A 13,811-nucleotide genomic window follows, 5' to 3' on the forward strand; every position below is an offset into this window, starting at 1 on the left:
ATTATTCGCTACTTTCGGCTATCGCGCTTTAACGATGCGCAGCATCGCTAAAGCAATGGGGTACAGCCATGGTGCGCTATATTACCATTTTAACGAGAAAGCTGAACTGTTTTATGCGTTAATTAAGGAAGATTTCTCCGAATTAGTACAGCGTCAGCGGGAAATGATAGTTCGTGAGCAAGGGTTTAGCGTGAATCTGCTTCAAAAGCTGATGATGGAGTTCGTTAGGTTTGGTTTGAATAATCCGCATCATTACGAAATGATGTTCATGATTAACGAGCCAGAACTGCAGCAATATTCGCGTACCGAGCAAGCACAATCCTTGGAAATGTTTGCTATTGTTATCCGTAAAGTAATGGCCGATCAACCGGGAGCCGAGAGCAGGAAGTTTACACTTCCGTGGAATTTGTTTATGTCCTTACATGGCCTCATCTCCTACTGCATTCAGTTCAAACAATCCTATGAGGATGCGCGAAAACTGGCTGAAGAGCATATCCGTCTCATCTGTGTTAGCTTGGATTTGGATTCCTATGAACTGCAGCGTCCGCTTGTTAAAATGGTTAGCCCGAATCTACCAAAATCGATTGTCATATAGAAGGAATCAAGGAAGTGAGACGAGGGTCTTTCTTCCCTTTTTTTTTGTTAGCGACAAGCTTGTATTTTACATTAACCAGCCTGTGCTTTAGAATAATGAAAAGAGAAGCAAGGAAGGATGAACATATCACATGGATTTGAACAATTGGTCGGAAGAAAACGTGGAATTTATGTTTGAAGAAATTAAGAGAAAGCTGCGCATGGCTACCGGTGGGTCGATTAAAGCCTCGAACGTCAAGCAGGAAGTATACGAGGACTTGAAGGACTTATACGATTTGGTCGTCAGCAAAAATAATTTCAGCATTAGCGAAATCGATGCGATTACCACAGAGCTCGGTAAGATTCGTAAAGCATAAGCATTTTTTTATCAAAAAAATTGTCGTATTCTTGGCCTTAAGGCTGGAGATACGGCATTTTTTTGCGTTGAACGGAGCGGGGACAACCGCGTATTTTTACCGAAGAATGGACAGCTATCCAAGCGATGTTACCTACACAGCCGTACACTGTAGAGCAATGTATCTCTGGTAGCTGAAGGAGGTGGACGTTCGTGGCATCCAAAATTCGTAAAGACGACGTTCGGAAATTGGTCGGGAAAAATATCGTGGCTCTTAAGAAAGACGGAACTCAAGTAACTGGTAAATTGGTGCGGATCAGCGGTAACACGTTGATTGTTGCTCCACAAAACGGCAAAAAGGTTCAAGTAAAAGCCATTATTCCTTTGGTTTTGTTTGATCTGTTAGCGATTGGTACAGCACCTTATGCTTATGGTGGTGGATTTGGCTATGGCGGTGGCTTTGGTGGTTACCCATATGGCGGTAACTTCTATGGCGGCGGCTTCGGTGGTCCAGGATTCTTCTGGTAAAGGAGGACTCTTTCCCAATTAGGGAAAGGGCCTTTTTTTTTTGGTACCATTTCGGCTCTGGATGAATAGGCTAACATACAAGTCTCCGGCCAAAGTCCCTCAAGCTGGGCAGAAGAAGCTGGAAGTTAGCCAAGTATAGGGAGTGAGCAGTGTGCCGAGTTCCATCGTTTTTAACATGATTAATATTAATAATCAGAATACGAATGCAACCATCGGGATCGGTGAGAATGCGCAATCCAGCTGGGATTCTCACAGCAAAAACAATTACGGAACCGGTGAATTTATCGGCAATTCCGTCTCCGCCAATATCGTTAATTTCATCTATGACAACGACTTTATCGACTCGCCGATTAATGATCAGGATTTTAAACCAGCTGTCAATAACCAAGCCTAGTTGAATGGTGGGTGAAAGCCATGCTGAAATTACCGTGTCCACAAGAGCCGCCGCTCATTGAATTTGATGCTATCCATGTGAATTCCATAACCGATGGATCCGGTATTTTTATTGGCACCAATACACAAGTGAATTGGTCTACAAGTGGGAAAGGGAACAATGGCCTTGGAGAAATAAACGGTGACCATAATTACGTGCTTTATAATATCAATACGGTTTACGATAATGACATCATCGATGCGCCTTATACCAAAGGGGACTTGATCATTGGCCGTGTATAAAAAAGCATGCTCCGCAGCTGCTTCAATCAGCAGTTTGCGGAGCATTTGTTGTTTGTTCAGCCTGTGAGTTGGTGGGAGCAGGGGTAAAGCCGGAAGTCTGAGCCTGATTGGCAATCATGTCATGCAGCCATTCGGGCGTTTCGTTATCGCCGATATTGAGCATATCAAGGAAATCAGAGTCGTTGAGCATCGAACGAGTTCCAACTAGCTGATTGTTGTCGCCTTCAACAGCGCCAAAGCCTTGGACCGTTTTCTGATTGCTTTGAAAATCGGTCGGCCAATTGTTGCCCATATTGATGCAGGATGCGCTTTCTACCGATCCGATGCGGATTGAGCCGATAATAAACGTTGGGGACATGAAGGAGGACACCTTATATCACCTCTTTACGATTTGGAATGTGGTGGTGTGTATTTATAACCGGTAGAGGTTCGCTCTGTTTTGGATGCGGCAGCAGCTTGAGAATCAACGTCTACACCTTCACCAGTTGTACGAGAGCCGGCGGCCTTGCTTTCTTTTGACACATGAGCACGTTTAAAAGCTTCATCAACGGGTACACTTTTCTCACTTGGCTTGGCACCGAAATTGTTACCTAAATTCAAAGAACCGCTCAGTTCCTTGATATCGAGTTGATCCAGCCGAAAGGTTAAGTTTTCTAAGACAGGTTGGTGGATATGCAGGGTATCTATATGTATCTTCGGGTGTTTGGCAGTAAGATCAGCTAATTCTTCTTCCAATTTACGTAGACGCCGTTCTAATTGCTGAACATGTTGGTCGTGAATGGGAGACATGGCTCCAGTTTTAAATTCCGATCTAGCTTCAGAACGAATTCCAGAACTAGCTGGGGGTGACACTTTAGCTTTAGCCGTTGATGTTGTTGTCGTTGGCTGCGTTTTGAGTGGGGACGATTTCTTCTTTTTTTGAAACCACATGGGCAATCTCAGCTCTTTCGTATAGATGGTTTAACATCAAAGGTGTCGCCATCTTGGACAACATGCTTGCCACCCATAATAACATTTTGCTCCCCGCTTATCTCCCCTAGCCCCTGATTAACCTTCAAGGAATGGCGCCTTCCGATGATCCGATTCGAGCCCTTATTCACACTGGATGTTTCTGCGATTCCATCAATATGAATAGATTGAAATTGTATGCGTACCATAATAATCCCTCCAATCCTGCATTTCCGAACGATCTCTTTTATTTATATGGGGACAAAGGGAGATTCATTTCTCTTTTTGGTAAAGATTCATTTTTGGATATGAAAAAGATTACCAACCAATCGGCCAAAAAGGCCGGTTAGAAGGTAATCTTTATTTGGTTCGTTCACCATCAACCTTGATGAATGTGGCTTAACTTTGAAGGATTGCGGAGTCATTTATCAAACGGCTACTCCAGAGTTGGTTCATTACGTGAACTGTATAGGGATAACCTTCTCTCCATCCGGAGGAGCAAGCGGGATTCGAATGATGAGTAAACCGTTGTGATACTGCGCCCGCATTTGGTCGGTCATAGCGTTACCGGGTAGGCGGAAAACTCTCTCGAATGCACCAAAAAATCGCTCGGACAACCGCATTTGCTCATCGAGTACTTGGTAGGGCCGAACGAGCATCCCACGCATAAGCAGCGATTGGTCACGGAAAGAAAGCTGAATCTGCTCGGGCGAAGACAATCCGGGAACTTCAGCCACAACAACGAGTTCCTGTGGTGTCTCATACATATCGACTCTTGGCCCGGTTAGCGGGATGATACTGGCAATGTCCTGCCAGAATTCGGGGCCCAGCACATCGCCAGCTTGCGCCGACAGCCCTTTCCAATCGGGCTTAGGCGTTCGGTTGCCTGGGGGATTCATCGGCCATCATCACCTGACTTCTACATAGAAAGTAGCGCTGCGAGCAGCTTGCTACTAGTTTATGTTCACCAGCGGCGGAATATGGCTGTCTGTCATGAACCTATCGCTGCGGTGGCCGCTGATTCGCGAGCTGCTGCTGCGCCATGCGCACAAGCTCACGCACCATGGCCCCACCAATCGGACCGCCGACCTTGCCCGCGTCTTCCGAGCTAAGCTGCCCGTTGTAGCCCTGTTGAAGGGGGACGCCAAGCGTTCGGGCTACTTCATATTTTACGAGATCAGGTCGTTCTGGGTTGACATTATACCCCTGATTCTTCATGACCTGCGCCTTGAGAAGTCCCAAGCCGTGTTCCGATCCGGGCACGATGGCCCGGTTGCTTCTTCTTCGTGCCATTAGGCATCACCTCTTGGTGATTAGGATGCCCTGGGGTTGTCCATACCATGAGTACGGAATGTAAAATATTTATGTCCCAAATAATTTCCAATCGTATACAAGCCATTCCCAATCAAAATGGCAGCATTGTGCAGCCAATCTGTCCGTACGGATGGCATGACCGAGCTTGCTGCTTCTGCAAGAAGCCAACTTAAGCCATAAGAGACGCCATAACAGCTCAAAATAACAACAGCAAATTTCCACCAACTGCTGCCGACGCTGACATTGGAACGAAACGTAAATGTACGATTCAACGTGTAGCTAACTATAGCGCCTAGGGTATTTCCTGCGAAAGTGGATATCCAATAATTCAGGTGCAGCAGATTAAAGAAAGCAAAGCTGGCTGACAGGCCAACCAACGTATTAAACAGTCCGACAAGTAAGAAGCGAGCGAAGCTGCTAGTCAACAAAGCTTTTATCCGGTTCATCGTAGGATCACCGTGTGGAACTTACTTGAGTGGATGGAGGATGGACCGTTTCCTGTTCTTGTCCAGTGGCTGTCAAATCTTTCTCAATGACGAAAAGCGGTCGCTGCTTCACTTCTTTATATATTTTACCTATGTATTCACCAATTAAGCCGAGAGCGAGAAGCTGAACGCCCCCAATAAACCAAACCGAAAGAATAAGCGATGTCCAACCGGTAACGTTCGCTCCGAGGATTTTGCCTACAATTGCGTATAAACCGGCAACGACACTCAACGCGAATAAGAGGAAACCCATCAAGGTGACGAAGCGAATAGGAGTTACACTGAACGACGTGATGCCATCCAAGGCGAATGCGAGCATTTTGCGAAGCGGATATTTGGATTCTCCGGCAAAGCGTTCTTTACGGTCGTAATAGACCTGAGTGGATGGGAAGCCGAGCAAAGGCACCATGCCGCGAAGAAATAAATTGACCTCTTGAAACTTCTCCAAATTTTCGAGAGTACGCTTGCTCATTAAGCGGAAATCTGCGTGATTATAATGAATTTTCACACCAAGCGATGTCATTAGCTTATAAAAGCCTTGGGCCGTGGCTCTCTTGAAGAACGTATCCGCTGAGCGATCCTGTCGGATCCCGTAAACGATATCGTATCCTTCGTGAAATTTGACGATAAATTCGCGAATGACATTCGTATCATCTTGCAGATCAGCATCGATGGAAACGACGCAGTCCGAATAGGTCTTGGCTTTCATAAGCCCGGCAAGCAAAGCGCTTTGATGGCCGGCATTTTTCGCAAGCTTAAGCCCAGTCATAAAGGGACTGGAAGCGTGGAAGCGTTCAATAAGCGTCCAAGTTGCATCCTTGCTGCCATCATCGACAAACAGTACTGAGCTTGTTGTGGCAATTAGCTTATCAGAGATGAGAGTTTGTAACACATTAGTAAGTTGGAATACCGTTTCAGGAAGTACTTCTTCTTCGTTATAGCAGGGGACCACAATGGTCAAAACGGGATAAACCACAATTCTCGTCTCCATTCTGAAAAGGGGATTAAAGGATGATATATGGCTTTCATTATATCGTAATGTATGTAAAATATTAATTTTTAACGAAAATTAAACATTTTTAACAAATGAACGTCCTTATTAATAGGCTCTTTACGAATCCTTAACTTGGTAAAAGAGGAGGAATCAGGTAAATTTACAGAAAAGATAAATGATGCTTGGATAGGAGAGATGGAGGATGGAACAACGGATAGAGAAAGTGCCAAAAAGAGGGAAGGCCAATGTGATACTGTCGATTGTCTTGCTTGTGATTATTTCTCGTGCACTCCTGTTATTTACTGGATATATCGGGATGAATTTGTTCAGTAAATCTTCTCAGGTACCGGTTTATATGCAGAATGTACCAGGTACCTTGTCCAAGTGGACGCTGAAGCTTCCTGGAGAACTAGCTTCTACGGAAAAGCTGAAATTAGAGGATTTTATCAAGTTTGACACGTATTCCTATTTAAAAATAGCGACACAAGGTTATGATAAATTTCGGATGGACGAACCACATACAGCAGCAAATTGGGTTTTCTTTCCATTATTCCCGCTGCTGATTTTCTTACTTGGTAAAATATTTTGGTTCGAGCCTGCGATAGTCGGTATGATCGTTTCGAATCTATGTTTGCTTGGAGCTCTTATTTATATCTATTTTATTGCCTTGCAGCGGGGACTCAGTGAACGTCAGGCGGGAACCGTACTATTACTAATTGTGATATACCCATCGTCGCTTTACTATACCCTACCGTATACAGAGAGTCTATTTCTGCTGCTCTCGGCAGCCTCCATCTATTATGCAGGCAGCAAAAAGTATGCACTCGCTTTTATAGCTGCTAGCTTATCCACTGTAACAAGGGTGCCTGGGTTTATCAACCTTGCTTTTGTCATGGGTACCGTGTTTATGGACGAAGGGTTCAAATGGACCTGGCGTTACCTGAAATGGTCGTTGTACAGCATTTTATCCCTTATCCCAATGGGTATTTATCTCCTACATATGAAAATCGTCACCGGTGATTTCTTGGCACCTTTCCATGAACAGAGCTTGCACTGGTTCCGGTATACTACCGCCCCGTTTGTCAATTATTTTGGTTATTTGAAAAAGCCTTACTTCTCCACGCCTGATGGCTGGGATAACGGCTTCATTGCTTTTACCGTATCGACGGCTGTGTTACTTGTTTTCTTAAGTTATTTGATAGTCCATGTAAAAAAGCTGCTGATAAATAAGCACGAGCTGCTATTTTTCGTTTATGGCTTGCTGTTAATCGTCATCCCATTTTCAAGTCAACCCTTATTTCTCGTAAGCGTCGTACGCTATATGATGGTGAGTATACCGCTTTATTTCTACTTAGTGAGGTTAACCGAAAAGTGGGAAAATGCCCGGATTTTCTATATGATGCTGTTTATGATTCTACAGGTTTTCGTGACGATTGGCTTTTTTAATGGGTATTATTTTGTTATCTAAAACAGGGTTGAATGACGAAAAGCGGCCGGAACATGAATCATTGCCCCAGCCGCTTATGCATACCTGTATGACGGAATATGGCTACTATGATTATGCGCACTTCTCCAAAGATTTCAAGAAATCTCTAGGCATAACACCAGCTGAATACAAAAAGTGGATACTGCGTGCTTTCGAGCAAAGGAAGCAATCGAAGAATGTCGTATTTTTACAAGACGAATAAGAAACATTAATGCTATGATTCCAACTGAGACAAGCGTTAAATCAACGAACACAAACAGGGAGGAATCATTCATGATTCAGAAAATAGCAACAGTTGGCATTTATGTGGAAGATCAGCAAAAGGCCAAAACGTTTTGGACCGAAAAAGTTGGATTTGAAGTCGTTCGTGAAACGCCAATGGGTCCTAATTCTTTCTGGTTAGAGGTAGCGCCGCAAGGAGCGGAGTCCGCACTAGTCATTTATCCGAAAAGCATGATGCCAAATTATGCCGAACTTAAGCCTTCTGTGGTCTTTGTTACGGATGATATTCAGACGACCTACGCGAACATGAAGTCCAAAGGCGTTGAATTCGAAGGGGAACTATCCAAGATGCAGTGGGGAACTTTTGCCACATTTAAGGATGAGGATGGTAATACGTTTCTTTTAAAAGGGTAAGGATATGAAGGCAAGGACGAGTTCTTAGGTCGTGTAATCGACTGGGAACCGTCCTTTTTTTATGAATCCAATCTGAATTAGGATAAATTCTCCCATTTGGCCCACATCTCCACGGGATTGAGTTCATAGATCTCGTTCTCGCGAAACATGAACTGGTGCATAATGAATTCTCGTCGAATCGTTGCGAAATCAGGGTGGTAGTTCTTAATAAATGCATTCAGTTCCTTCTCTGTGTAGGTGCGTCCTTTTTCAAGCTGTTCTACAAGATGTTCTAGGACGATAAGCTTTTTTTTGAGCTGAGCAGGGATATGCTTGAGTTTGCCATCTAAGGTTATAAAGTTTCGAATGACAGATTGCTTGAGATTCTGATTACGATCTTCATCCTTCATAGATTCTGTACCTCCTTTCTTATTTTTGAAAATGAGATCAGCCGTCGCGGCGGCATTACTGTGAATGAAATATTCATTTAAAGTGAAGTAAATGGTGTTCTTGTCTCTACGCTCATTGATGAGGCTGGCCTCGCGAAGCTTGGCTGCGTGATGGGTAATAGTTGCTGGGGTAACACCCAATTTCTCGGCAAGTACTTGACCATTCAGCTCTCCATCGGCTAGTAAAATGAGCATGCGAATTCGAGTTGCATCGGCTAGAGCCTTGTGATAGGTAATGATTTTATCTAATTGCATGGCGGTTGCACCTCCTTAAACGAGTATCTAATTTGACTAGTATCTAATTAGATAATAATTAAATTAGATGAAATTGTCAACACAATGGAATCGATCGAGAAGTTGGGCATTCCTCGAAAAGTTTCCTATTTGATCATGGTCATGTAAAATAATCGTATATAAGAATGGTTATTGATCATAAAAGGGGATTGGAACAACGATGCGTGTACTTGTAATGACAGCTGTAGCTCCTGAAAGAGATGCAGTCCAGCGCGGCCTTGGCCATGACAGCAGGTTTGAATTTGCACTAGCTGGCGTTGGACTTGCTGCGGCAGCAGTGAACGGAGCGATAGAGCTTGCGAAAGCTGAATATGACTTGGTTGTAATCGCCGGTATTGCCGGCGGATTTGTAGGTCAAGCGGAGATAGGCTCGCTTGTTGTGGCGAGCGAGATCATCGCCGCGGACCTTGGTGTGGAGCTGCTGGATGGCTTCAGCAGCTTGGATGAACTTGGCTTCGGCTCGACGCGCGTTGGTGTTCCCGCGGATGTGGCCGAGCGATTGACAGCGGCGTTGTTAGCCGCTGGTCTGCAGGCGCAAATGGCGCCAGTACTCACGGTGGCAACAGCCACCGGGACGGCAGCAACAGCAGCTGCGCTGGCTGCGCGCGTGCCTGGAGCCGCTGCCGAAGCCATGGAAGGCTTCGGCATTGCGACAGCTGCGCAGCAGCGCGGCGTGCCTGTGCTGGAGATCCGCGCGATCTCCAATGCGGTTGGTCCTCGTGACCGAGACGCTTGGCGTATCGGTGATGCCTTTAAGGCTTTAGAAGCAGCAAGTTCAGTCCTAGCGGAGGTGCTTTAATATGAAGATTGCGTATTCACCTTGTCCAAATGATACATTTGTTTTCCATGCTTGGGCGCATGGGTTAATCCCAGGTGCCCCCGAGCTGGATGTCTTATATGCTGACATCGACATTACGAACAAGCTAGCTGCTGAAGGCAGCGGGCCGGATGTCCTCAAGATTTCTTACGCAGCACTGCCTTGGGTGCTGAAGGACTATGCTCTGCTGCCTTGCGGCGGCGCCTTGGGCAGAGGTTGCGGACCGCTGGTGCTGATGAAGCACAGCGGCATAGCTGGAGCAGCGGGGAAAACGGGAACAGCGGGAACAGTGCCAGACCCGGCCATGCTCAGCGGCCGCCGGGTCGCTGTGCCGAGCGAGCGCTCGACCGCGTACTTACTGTTCCGCCTCTGGGCGGCACAGAACGTTCCGGGCGGCGTTGGCGAAATCGTGGTCATGCCGTTCCACGAGATCATGCCCGCCGTGCGGGACGGCCTCATCGATGCCGGCCTTGTCATTCATGAAGCGCGCTTCACTTACCCGTCGTACGGGTTAGCGCTTCTCACAGATCTGGGCAGTTGGTGGGAGTCGGACACCAACCTGCCGATCCCGCTGGGCGCCATCATTGCGCGGCGCTCCATGGATCTTGAGGCGCTTGCGGGCTGGGCCCGCGCCTCGGTCGAATACGCGTGGGCGCATCCGGAAGCATCGCGCGACTACGTCATGGAGCACGCGCAGGAGATGGACCCTCAGGTCGCAGGGGCGCACATCGACCTGTATGTGAATGAGTTTACCGCTGATCTGGGTGAGAGCGGCTATGGCGCCGTCTTGACCTTGCTCCAGCGGGCAGCAGAGGAAGGGCTTGTGCCGCAGATGGATTATGCAGCATTGTTGAAATAACAACAAAAAACCGCTTAAGTGCGCGAACACTTAAGCGGTCTAAATAACGAGGCTATGCATACCCGCAGCCCGCATGGTTTTGTACATAGAGAAGACCACCGTTTAGGGAGCGAACCCTATCATGGTGGTTTTTTCGTCCCTATGGCTGATTTCGTTCATGTCTGCGGGGCAAGAGAGCAGGCTAGATCAGCTGGTTGGATTACCTATTCAAGTCTTCGTAGCTACCCAACCACATTCACCGGACGCCCATCTAGATAAGCACGTACATTACCAATCGCCGTGTTCATCAGTCTAGCTCGTGCTTCTCTTGTTGCCCACGCGATATGCGGGGTAATGATCACATTTTTCGCATGCAGCAAGGGATTGTCTGGCCGAGGCGGTTCTACGGTCAGCACATCGAGACCGGCTCCTGCCAATCTGCCTTCGTTGAGCGCATGAGCGACATCCTCCTCATTGAGAAGGCTGCCTCGTGCTGTATTAATTAAAATAGCCGTCGGTTTCATCTGAGCTATCCGTTTAGCATCTATCAGTTGATTCGTTGCCGGTGTCAACGGACAGTGGAGACTAATGACATCAGAGCGCTGCAGCAGCTCGTCGAGCAGCACCCACTCGATACCCTCAACAGGTTGAGGGACATTTCTTCCGCTGCCAGTCGCGATAACTTTCATCCCCATCGCCTGTGCGATCAACGCGGTTTGTTTGCCGATTTGCCCTAAGCCAATCAGTCCCATGGTTTGACCGCTTAACTCCACGAGCGTAGATCGGCTGTAGCAGAAATCAATAGACCCAGACCAATCCCCATTAAGCACGCTGTCACTATGCTGCTGCACCCGATGGCAAAACTCCAATAACAAAGCAAAGACCAGTTGAGCAACAGAATGCGAGCTGTAAGCAGGAACGTTAGTGACAATAATGCCATTCTCCTTTGCAGCTTGAATATCAACGATATTGTACCCGGTCGCAAGTACGCCGATATAGCGAAGCTTGGGCAGCTGCTGAAGCATTTGAGCGGAAAGCGGCGTTTTATTCGTCAGCACAATCTCCGCGTGAGCAGCGCGCTCAACGATCTGCGATTCAGCAGTTCGATCATAGACAACAAGCTCACCAAGGGAATCTAATCCGCTCCAGTTCAGATCACCAGGATTTAGTGTGTAGCCATCAAGCACAACGATTTGCATCTCTTATCGCTCCCCAAGCCATTTATTTCTTCGCAGGTAACTCTTTAAACGGATTCAAAAACAGCTTCGGAATATGCGTCTCAAATCGCAGTAGCTGACCCGTTGTCGGATGCAAAAATGCAAGCACACGCGCATGCAGTCCAAGGCGGCCGATTTCCTTCGTTTTTGAACCGTATTTCTTATCGCCAACAACGGGGTGGCCGATGTCCTGCATATGAACGCGGATTTGATTTTTGCGGCCGGTTTCGAGATTTACCTCTAACAGTGAAAAGCTCCGGTTCGCTTGTAACGTTTTAAAATGAGTAACTGCGTGCTGTCCATCATTTGGATACGGTGTCGAAAACATTTTAAGCGACTTCGTATGCTCTTTGAGCCATGAGGAAATGGTCCCTTCAGGCTTCTTCACCATACCTTCAACCAGGGCAACGTACGTGCGTTCTTTGACACTCTCCTGCCAAGTGTTCTGTAGGTGCTGCTGAGCCTCCTCGTTTTTGGCAAACATCATCACGCCGGATGTATCTCGATCCAGTCTATGTACAACGAAAATCCGAGCCTTCGGATCGTGGTTCCGAACATGTGCCGTGAGCTGCCGATAGGCTGTAATCTCATTTTCTTTCGTATTTGTAGCGATCGATAATAGCCCGGCATCCTTTTGAATGACAATCACATCTTCATCTTCATGCAAAATCGTCATGCCAGCAAGCGGGATATCTTCGACGATTTTATCCTTGTTAATGGTCACCGTTTGCTCTGGCTGCAATGGATAATTGTAAGCTGTTACGGCTTTTCCATTTACGGCGACTTGTCCACGGGCAAGTATGGCTTTAACCGAATTTCGGCCCAAGCTCGAAAGCTTTTCTATTAAAAAAGGCAGAAGCTCAGAGGACTCCTTGACGGTGTACTGGCGAGTGCTCATCTCTTGGTTACCTTTAGACGGAGTAGGATTCTGGCTCTGACTCTTATTTTGCTTGAATTTGGGATTCTGGTTCTGGTTTTTGTTTGGACTTTGAAACTTACCTTGCTTCTTTTGCATACAAAAGACCTCCTATTGCGATCGCTTACCTTCCGGTCAGATCATTCACCTTACAATATACCACGTTCGCAAAAGCAAAAGAAACGCTATGAGGGAAGATCCTATATAGCGCGCGACTTACATGGTACATGTCACGGGAATTTACTTATCTGCTACCTGTCCCGCCAGCTTCTGAATCGTGCTTCCCGCGAAAAAGTCTCCCTGTAACCGCACATGTTCAAACGGTAAATGAGGATTCGCAATTCGCCAAAGCATCCGATCCGCTGCGCGATAGCCGGTTTCTCGAATCGGCAGCTGCGGGCGTGAGCACAGGGGAAGCGTGTCACTTTGTTCATTGAGCAGTGCGACTAACGAGCATTGCTGCGGAACAGCAACCCCTAGGCGGCGCAGCGTGTGATACACAGGCGCAGCTTCCTCATCGATACCGCAAATAACGGCCGTGGGCTTATGCATCCTATAGAGCACTCCGAAATTCTGCAGCCATCGATCTGTGCCGTCTCGCTCCGTTGCATGTTCTTGCGGATCCACCGAAAACCCGGCTTCTTTCATCGCCTCGCGAAAGGCCTGCCACCGGATAACGAAGCCACGTTGATCCAACGCATCTCCGACGTACATAATCTTCCGATGCCCCATTCGCACAAGTCTTCGAACCGCTTGGAAAACAGCCTCGTATACATCCCAGATCACACTGTCCACCTTAGTTTCCGGTGGTGGGAAGTTCAGCAGAATGCGAGGGAGCGGAAGCTCCAACAATTTCAGCTCCAGAAGATCCAAATTCATCCGCGGTGCTATGAACACACCTTCCGCATACATCAGCTCTTGCTCATCCGCCCATGCTTCAAATTGTGAGGGCTTTAGCTGTGGAGGGATGAGGAGAGGCTGTACCGTGTGGCCGAATTCCATGAATCTTTCGTGCAGTCCTTGCAGTAATAGTCGATTGAAGTTTAAAGACTGTTTATTTTGGACCAGCACAAACCGGCGCTTTACAACAGGGTAGGGTGAAATATGATCCAGCTGCAGCGTTTGTTTCTGATCTTTGGTCATATAGCCAAGCTCGCGTGCCAGCCGGAACACTTCACTTCGTGTTTGTTCGGACATGCCGGGGAGTCCACGCAGCGCTTTAGACACCGTTTGTATCGTAAGACCGAGCTCAGCGGCCAAATCGTGAAGCGTAATTCGTTTGCGCATATGTCGGTGAATTCCCCTTT

21 protein-coding genes are annotated in these 13,811 nt (G+C 47.1%); 10 read left to right on the forward strand and 11 right to left on the reverse strand.

Annotation, left to right across the window (positions count from 1 at the left end):
• The 5 genes from QFZ80_RS01270 to QFZ80_RS01290 all read left to right on the forward strand — a co-directional run.
• On the forward strand, positions 1-595 hold a 595-nt coding region (locus tag QFZ80_RS01270; protein ID WP_307556844.1), incomplete at its 5' end, for a TetR/AcrR family transcriptional regulator.
• A 130-nt stretch (positions 596-725) separates the two neighbouring features.
• Positions 726-950, forward strand: coding sequence for a DUF1128 domain-containing protein (locus tag QFZ80_RS01275; protein WP_307549558.1), 225 nt, complete (start codon positions 726-728; stop codon positions 948-950).
• Positions 951-1,141: 191 nt separating this feature from the next.
• Positions 1,142-1,456, forward strand: a complete 315-nt coding sequence (locus QFZ80_RS01280) for a hypothetical protein (protein ID WP_307549556.1) — start codon at positions 1,142-1,144, stop codon at positions 1,454-1,456.
• Between the two features lie 151 nt (positions 1,457-1,607).
• Complete coding sequence (locus QFZ80_RS01285) at positions 1,608-1,850, forward strand: spore germination protein (RefSeq protein WP_307549555.1); 243 nt, start codon at positions 1,608-1,610, stop codon at positions 1,848-1,850.
• Between the two features lie 20 nt (positions 1,851-1,870).
• Positions 1,871-2,131 carry a hypothetical protein gene (locus tag QFZ80_RS01290; RefSeq protein WP_307549554.1) on the forward strand — a complete coding sequence of 87 codons (261 nt, stop codon included), beginning with the start codon at positions 1,871-1,873 and terminating at the stop codon, positions 2,129-2,131.
• 22 nt (positions 2,132-2,153) lie between these two features.
• Here the strand turns inward: QFZ80_RS01290 and QFZ80_RS01295 are convergent, their stop codons facing one another.
• The 7 genes from QFZ80_RS01295 to QFZ80_RS01325 form a co-directional block, all read right to left on the reverse strand.
• Positions 2,154-2,489, reverse strand: coding sequence for a hypothetical protein (locus tag QFZ80_RS01295; protein ID WP_307549552.1), 336 nt, complete (start codon positions 2,487-2,489; stop codon positions 2,154-2,156).
• Positions 2,490-2,515: 26 nt separating this feature from the next.
• Entirely contained in the window at positions 2,516-3,061 is a 546-nt protein-coding gene (locus QFZ80_RS01300) for a hypothetical protein (RefSeq protein WP_307549551.1), read from the reverse strand.
• An 8-nt stretch (positions 3,062-3,069) separates the two neighbouring features.
• Positions 3,070-3,288, reverse strand: a complete 219-nt coding sequence (locus QFZ80_RS01305) for a hypothetical protein (protein ID WP_307549550.1) — start codon at positions 3,286-3,288, stop codon at positions 3,070-3,072.
• A gap of 246 nt (positions 3,289-3,534) precedes the next feature.
• On the reverse strand, positions 3,535-3,978 hold the full coding sequence (locus tag QFZ80_RS01310; RefSeq protein WP_307549549.1) for an Hsp20/alpha crystallin family protein: 444 nt from the start codon (positions 3,976-3,978) through the stop codon (positions 3,535-3,537).
• A gap of 100 nt (positions 3,979-4,078) precedes the next feature.
• Entirely contained in the window at positions 4,079-4,372 is a 294-nt protein-coding gene (locus QFZ80_RS01315; RefSeq protein WP_029199178.1) for an alpha/beta-type small acid-soluble spore protein, read from the reverse strand.
• Positions 4,373-4,392: 20 nt separating this feature from the next.
• A complete protein-coding gene (locus QFZ80_RS01320) occupies positions 4,393-4,839 on the reverse strand; it encodes a GtrA family protein (protein WP_307556846.1) in 447 nt (148 codons plus the stop codon).
• Between the two features lie 7 nt (positions 4,840-4,846).
• On the reverse strand, positions 4,847-5,869 hold the full coding sequence (locus tag QFZ80_RS01325) for a glycosyltransferase family 2 protein (RefSeq protein WP_307549545.1): 1,023 nt from the start codon (positions 5,867-5,869) through the stop codon (positions 4,847-4,849).
• A 205-nt stretch (positions 5,870-6,074) separates the two neighbouring features.
• Between QFZ80_RS01325 and QFZ80_RS01330 the strand changes: the two genes are divergently transcribed.
• The 3 genes from QFZ80_RS01330 to QFZ80_RS01340 all read left to right on the forward strand — a co-directional run bounded on the left by QFZ80_RS01330 (position 6,075) and on the right by QFZ80_RS01340 (position 7,994).
• Entirely contained in the window at positions 6,075-7,340 is a 1,266-nt protein-coding gene (locus tag QFZ80_RS01330; RefSeq protein WP_307549543.1) for a mannosyltransferase family protein, read from the forward strand.
• Positions 7,330-7,560, forward strand: a complete 231-nt coding sequence (locus QFZ80_RS01335; RefSeq protein WP_307549542.1) for a helix-turn-helix domain-containing protein — start codon at positions 7,330-7,332, stop codon at positions 7,558-7,560. The genes QFZ80_RS01330 and QFZ80_RS01335 overlap by 11 nt, the downstream gene beginning before the upstream one ends.
• 71 nt (positions 7,561-7,631) lie before the next feature.
• Complete coding sequence (locus QFZ80_RS01340) at positions 7,632-7,994, forward strand: VOC family protein (RefSeq protein ID WP_307549539.1); 363 nt, start codon at positions 7,632-7,634, stop codon at positions 7,992-7,994.
• A 77-nt stretch (positions 7,995-8,071) separates the two neighbouring features.
• Here the strand turns inward: QFZ80_RS01340 and QFZ80_RS01345 are convergent, their stop codons facing one another.
• Positions 8,072-8,677, reverse strand: a complete 606-nt coding sequence (locus QFZ80_RS01345; RefSeq protein ID WP_307549537.1) for a DUF2087 domain-containing protein — start codon at positions 8,675-8,677, stop codon at positions 8,072-8,074.
• 199 nt (positions 8,678-8,876) lie between these two features.
• On the opposite strand from QFZ80_RS01345, the gene QFZ80_RS01350 reads away from it, so the two are divergent.
• Together QFZ80_RS01350 and QFZ80_RS01355 are read left to right on the forward strand one after the other, a co-directional pair.
• Entirely contained in the window at positions 8,877-9,515 is a 639-nt protein-coding gene (locus tag QFZ80_RS01350) for a futalosine hydrolase (RefSeq protein ID WP_307549535.1), read from the forward strand.
• Between the two features lies 1 nt (position 9,516).
• Positions 9,517-10,392, forward strand: coding sequence for a 1,4-dihydroxy-6-naphtoate synthase (locus QFZ80_RS01355; RefSeq protein ID WP_307549533.1), 876 nt, complete (start codon positions 9,517-9,519; stop codon positions 10,390-10,392).
• A 221-nt stretch (positions 10,393-10,613) separates the two neighbouring features.
• On the opposite strand, the gene QFZ80_RS01360 is transcribed toward QFZ80_RS01355, so the two are convergent.
• From QFZ80_RS01360 to QFZ80_RS01370, 3 genes are all read right to left on the reverse strand, one after another.
• On the reverse strand, positions 10,614-11,570 hold the full coding sequence (locus QFZ80_RS01360; protein WP_307549532.1) for a D-2-hydroxyacid dehydrogenase: 957 nt from the start codon (positions 11,568-11,570) through the stop codon (positions 10,614-10,616).
• Positions 11,571-11,592: 22 nt separating this feature from the next.
• The gene (locus tag QFZ80_RS01365) at positions 11,593-12,603 is read right to left on the reverse strand and encodes an RluA family pseudouridine synthase (protein WP_373459989.1); all 1,011 of its coding nucleotides are present in this window, start codon (positions 12,601-12,603) and stop codon (positions 11,593-11,595) included.
• Positions 12,604-12,744: 141 nt separating this feature from the next.
• Complete coding sequence (locus QFZ80_RS01370) at positions 12,745-13,791, reverse strand: LacI family DNA-binding transcriptional regulator (protein ID WP_307556848.1); 1,047 nt, start codon at positions 13,789-13,791, stop codon at positions 12,745-12,747.
• Positions 13,792-13,811 lie beyond the last annotated feature (20 nt).

The sequence above is a fragment of the Paenibacillus sp. V4I7 genome, from assembly GCF_030817275.1.
GTDB lineage: Bacteria > Bacillota > Bacilli > Paenibacillales > NBRC-103111 > Paenibacillus_E.

Excerpts from the sequence above, each read along its gene's own strand:
- QFZ80_RS01315 (WP_029199178.1), bottom strand. The coding sequence starts at position 4,372 with ATGGCACGAAGAAGAAGCAACCGGGCCATCGTGCCCGGATCGGAACAC.
- QFZ80_RS01325 (WP_307549545.1), bottom strand. The coding sequence starts at position 5,869 with ATGGAGACGAGAATTGTGGTTTATCCCGTTTTGACCATTGTGGTCCCC.
- QFZ80_RS01290 (WP_307549554.1), top strand. The coding sequence starts at position 1,871 with ATGCTGAAATTACCGTGTCCACAAGAGCCGCCGCTCATTGAATTTGAT.
- QFZ80_RS01350 (WP_307549535.1), top strand. The coding sequence starts at position 8,877 with ATGCGTGTACTTGTAATGACAGCTGTAGCTCCTGAAAGAGATGCAGTC.
- QFZ80_RS01330 (WP_307549543.1), top strand. The coding sequence starts at position 6,075 with ATGGAACAACGGATAGAGAAAGTGCCAAAAAGAGGGAAGGCCAATGTG.
- QFZ80_RS01310 (WP_307549549.1), bottom strand. The coding sequence starts at position 3,978 with ATGAATCCCCCAGGCAACCGAACGCCTAAGCCCGATTGGAAAGGGCTG.
- QFZ80_RS01365 (WP_373459989.1), bottom strand. The coding sequence starts at position 12,603 with ATGCAAAAGAAGCAAGGTAAGTTTCAAAGTCCAAACAAAAACCAGAAC.
- QFZ80_RS01340 (WP_307549539.1), top strand. The coding sequence starts at position 7,632 with ATGATTCAGAAAATAGCAACAGTTGGCATTTATGTGGAAGATCAGCAA.
- QFZ80_RS01295 (WP_307549552.1), bottom strand. The coding sequence starts at position 2,489 with ATGTCCCCAACGTTTATTATCGGCTCAATCCGCATCGGATCGGTAGAA.
- QFZ80_RS01360 (WP_307549532.1), bottom strand. The coding sequence starts at position 11,570 with ATGCAAATCGTTGTGCTTGATGGCTACACACTAAATCCTGGTGATCTG.
- QFZ80_RS01345 (WP_307549537.1), bottom strand. The coding sequence starts at position 8,677 with ATGCAATTAGATAAAATCATTACCTATCACAAGGCTCTAGCCGATGCA.
- QFZ80_RS01370 (WP_307556848.1), bottom strand. The coding sequence starts at position 13,791 with ATGCGCAAACGAATTACGCTTCACGATTTGGCCGCTGAGCTCGGTCTT.
- QFZ80_RS01305 (WP_307549550.1), bottom strand. The coding sequence starts at position 3,288 with ATGGTACGCATACAATTTCAATCTATTCATATTGATGGAATCGCAGAA.
- QFZ80_RS01300 (WP_307549551.1), bottom strand. The coding sequence starts at position 3,061 with ATGTGGTTTCAAAAAAAGAAGAAATCGTCCCCACTCAAAACGCAGCCA.
- QFZ80_RS01275 (WP_307549558.1), top strand. The coding sequence starts at position 726 with ATGGATTTGAACAATTGGTCGGAAGAAAACGTGGAATTTATGTTTGAA.
- QFZ80_RS01320 (WP_307556846.1), bottom strand. The coding sequence starts at position 4,839 with ATGAACCGGATAAAAGCTTTGTTGACTAGCAGCTTCGCTCGCTTCTTA.
- QFZ80_RS01355 (WP_307549533.1), top strand. The coding sequence starts at position 9,517 with ATGAAGATTGCGTATTCACCTTGTCCAAATGATACATTTGTTTTCCAT.